This is a genomic window from uncultured Caballeronia sp. (assembly GCF_964243625.1).
GTDB lineage: Bacteria > Pseudomonadota > Gammaproteobacteria > Burkholderiales > Burkholderiaceae > Caballeronia.
Window position 1 is genome coordinate 1 of the sequence record NZ_CAXTGZ010000553.1, and the last position, 3,996, is coordinate 3,996.

Consider the following 3,996-nt stretch of genomic DNA (forward strand, 5'->3'; position numbering starts at 1 on the left):
TCAAATCATGGTTGCGGTAAGTTATCAGCTTCCGTGTTGTGTATAAAATATGGCGGCACTTCCGGCCCCCACAAATAAAGCGAATCCTCCGGCGGGAAGTCTCCCGCCGGCCACGTATGCCCCGCACTAACAAAGTCGATATCTGCGGAATATTCTGAAAACGAGCCCCACGGATCCATAACGTAGTGAAAGTAGTTGGAGCCAAGGACATGGCGCCCCGTGCCCCACCCCTTCGTGTACCCAGCTTCAGTCATTTGTGCGGAGCCGGCGCCGACCTCGTCGATCCCGTCGACATCCCATGCTACGTGATGAAAACCCTTCGCAATACTTTTGGCGAATGCAACGAGATGATGGTCGCTTCCGTGAGCGCCGTGCATGAAAGCAATGATATCGCCGGACCGGTCCGAGAGGCGCAGGCCTAGCGCACGTTCGTAAAAATCAATCGCGCGAAGGGTATCGGGAGTGAACAGCAAGATGTGACTCAGGCGCCGCGGACGCACGATGCGCGACTCGGAGCGTGGATGAGACCCGCGTCGATTTGCAACTACCTCGGGCCGGCCCATCGCTCGCTTTTCTATCGGAGACGTCTTGGGACCGACCCCTACGTGGATAACGTTGCCGTCTGGATCCACAAACCAGAATCCCGTCAGCAAGCGCTGCGCCGTTTCGCGAGAATCGTGCTCGCAAATACGACCGCCGGCATCCCGCACTTGGCGTTCCAGCATCGCAAGATCGCCTTCGAAGCAAGTGAAGGCCAGATAAGCGAGCGCCTTTTTTGGCCCTTTAAGAATACGTCCCCACCGGTGCCCGTCGGACGCGATCAACTCGAGTTCAGTTGCACTACCGGCCGGACCATCGCCGACTATGCTGCGCACGCCGAGTCCGAACGCGCTGTAAAAATGACGGGCGTCATCAACAGATGGTACTTTCAGCGCAAAATGATCGAGCGAGTGTATTGCTGCCGAATCCCGAGCAGTCTCTTCATTCATACTTGTCTCCGCACTTTTCTCCGCGCTGCCGACCGGCGTGCAACGCGGCTAAATCGCCTACGCTTCAATTACGTGCCAACTCCTGGGCGATCGGATTGCGCAATGTCATAAAGCCTTCCACCGATACCTCGCAGACATCGCCCGGTTTCATCAGCAGCTTGGGTTCGCGCGCCCATCCTATGCCCGACGGCGTGCCGGTCACAATGACGTCGCCCGCCTCCAGCGTGATTGCTTCGCTGATCATAGAAATGAGCGTTTCGATATCGAAGACCATTGCATCGGTCGATGCCGACTGGACGACGGTGCCGTTCAATCGCGTCTCAAGCATTAGACCGCGCGCTCCGGACGGCAACTCGTCCGGCGTAACAAACTCGGGACCAAAAGCACCTGTACCGTCAAAATTTTTCCCGACGGTCCATTGGGGCGTCTTGAACTGGTAGTCACGCACGGATCCATCGTTAAACAGGGAGTAGCCTGCAACATGCGTCAATGCGTCTTTTTTCGCGATGTATCGGCCGCCGCTCTTCAGAATGACGGCGAGCTCGCCTTCGAAATCGAGAGCGTCCGACACATGGGGACGGACAATCGCGTCATTGTGCGCAACGAGACTGGTATTCATTCGCAAAAACAGCGTCGGATAGTCCGGCTGTTCATATTTGCTTTCTTGCGTGTGGTCACGGTAGTTCAATCCAACGCAGATCAATTTTCCTGAGCGAAGAAGAGGCGGCAAGAAAGCGAGATTGTCAACTGAACGTTCTCCTGTTATGGCCGTATCGCGCGCGTAGGCGACCAGGTCGACGCCGGCACTCAATAGATCATCCAGCGTTGCCGGACCCAGGACCTGAACCTTGCCGTTTTCGAGGATGCCTAGCATGGCCCGGCTGTCTTCTTCGAATTGAACAAACCGCATTTCGTCTCCTGTGTAACAAGTCTCGTAAATGCTCTTTCAATATTTGTCTTCAAAACGCCAGGTCGTCGATCGACCTAAAAGGCGTGTAGTGGTCCATCCAGTCGTAAGCCTTCGATGTCTGGAAAGGCCAGCTAACGCGAGAAGCGGTACGATTCGTGCCATCGCACAACGGATTATCAATCGTGCGAGCGATAATATTTCGGCTATCTCCAAAGCTTTCTAATGCCACCATGGGTAGATGCGGTACGTCGTTCACTTGGCTTATCCCTTGATCTTTGGTAAGTCATGATGTCGATTTTATGATTGATTTGTCAAGTTTACTTTGCGCATCGGAACAACGCGTTATTTCGGCTGGCTCAAGGATCCGCATCGACCCATTCCTACGAGCGTCTCGTGCATCCCTCTCTCGGGCACAAATGGGTAGTCCGTACCGAGCAGAATTTTGTCCGGTGTAACTAGCTTAAGCGGCGCAGCCATCGTAATCGGGTTAGCTGACAACGCTGTGTCGTATTAAAGCCGTCGCAACGCGGGCATTACGCCTTCTGAAACTCGCTTCGACAGGTCTGGTCTACTGAAGGCAGGATGGCCATGCGCGCAGCGATACGAACCGTTCCTTCGGCGTGTGAAAGATAAATCGAACATCCGAGCAACGGCTGAACGTGCCTGAAAACAGCAGGCTATTGATTGCCCATGTAGTGTCGTGCGGAAACTCAATGAGTGCAGCGGGCGAACCGGGAAGTAATCGCTTTGCAACCACACGAAGTGGGATGCACGAAGACAACCGCCTTGGGGGCGATTAAGCTCGTCAAAGACCGGGGAAAAACCGGGATCGCCCAAGTATTGATCGCCGTAATTCGTCATCAAACCAGTGCCATCCAACTTCAGAACATCGACCGCATAATGGATCTCACGCACCGAGGCCGCTGCGTCAGGCACCGGCAGGCAAGAAAATGTGCCAAAGCGCGATGGATGGTCGGTGACCATTTGCGCCGCATAGTCGTTGCACGCCCGGGCCAGACGTCGCGTCTTGTCCATATCCTTCATCCATGCCGGCAAGGCCCACACCACGGCGCTCGTGATGCCTTGGCGGTCCATCACCGAAGGTGAGTCTTCCACGCGCCACTGGGGTACCGCATGATTGGGCGACGGTGCGCCAATCGTTACGTCACCCATGATCTCTCGAAATATGGGAAAGACGTTGACGGCCCGACTAGGCTGAATCCCTCTGTCGGTGAGCAACGGCACGAGGTGGCGCCACCACGCCATTCGCCACCAGTGGAATGCCTACCACTACGCCGGCGAGCAGCCAAAAGGTTTGGCTTTTATTTAATAGCCTGAGATGCCGTCAGCCCCGGTAGATCTGCGATCTCAGCGCCGTGGCGCGACGGGGCGGTGTCCGGAAGAAATAGCGCTGCCGCCGGCATCGCAATGACGAGAACAGTTGCGCCCATCCACACAAAGGCGTCACGCCAGCCGCTTAAATCGTTGAAGTGCTGCGCAAGCCTGGCATCAGGGCCGTGCCGACTCCAACTCCTGTCATGGCAATGCCTAACGCGAGGCCGCGTTTCGCGTCGAAGGCAGCAGATATCGCTTTTGCATACGGCAGTGGCGCCTGCCCCGCGCTGAACGCCCCAAGCACCGAAAACAGCAGCAAGTACCGCACATAAGAGTTCGGTGTCAAGGACATCGCCATGATGTACATGCCGAACAATGCGATGAACACCAACGTCACACGCTTCACGCCGTTCCTGTCGATCAGTTAGCCAACCACCGGCGTCGCAATGGCAGAGAAGAACGACGCGCTGAGGACGGCAGACGACGCCATAGTGCGGTTCCACCCGAATTCAACAGAAATCGGCTTGTTTAGCACCGAGAAAGCGAACTGGTAAATCGTGATATTGGCTACCATCAACCCGAAAAACGATCCGACGACGATCCACCATGGGTTCCTGAACAGGCCACCATCTCTCATTACCGCCTCCTTTGCAGAGCCAAGTGCTCGCCTGACATGGAAAGGTGCCGGCAGAGTCTGCATCAACATCCTGGACGTCTATCCTCCAGGCCCACCAATGATTCTAATCCTTGAAATATCAAGCA

Annotated in this window: 5 protein-coding genes; all 5 read right to left on the bottom strand. The window is 55.6% G+C overall.

All coding sequences use genetic code 11. The annotated features are described in order from the left end of the window. Window positions 1-5 precede the first annotated feature (5 nt). Entirely contained in the window at window positions 6-989 is a 984-nt protein-coding gene (locus ACFFAR_RS26820; RefSeq protein ID WP_375508784.1) for a VOC family protein, read from the bottom strand. 64 nt (window positions 990-1,053) lie between these two features. Further along, window positions 1,054-1,899, bottom strand: a complete 846-nt coding sequence (locus ACFFAR_RS26825; RefSeq protein ID WP_174365464.1) for a fumarylacetoacetate hydrolase family protein — start codon at window positions 1,897-1,899, stop codon at window positions 1,054-1,056. A 510-nt stretch (window positions 1,900-2,409) separates the two neighbouring features. Beyond that, window positions 2,410-3,072, bottom strand: a complete 663-nt coding sequence (locus ACFFAR_RS26830; protein WP_375508785.1) for an amidohydrolase family protein — start codon at window positions 3,070-3,072, stop codon at window positions 2,410-2,412. A gap of 304 nt (window positions 3,073-3,376) precedes the next feature. Further along, window positions 3,377-3,658, bottom strand: coding sequence for a hypothetical protein (locus tag ACFFAR_RS26835; RefSeq protein ID WP_375508787.1), 282 nt, complete (start codon window positions 3,656-3,658; stop codon window positions 3,377-3,379). Continuing rightward, entirely contained in the window at window positions 3,659-3,871 is a 213-nt protein-coding gene (locus ACFFAR_RS26840) for a hypothetical protein (RefSeq protein WP_375508786.1), read from the bottom strand. It lies immediately after the preceding gene. Between the last annotated feature and the right edge of the window lie 125 nt (window positions 3,872-3,996).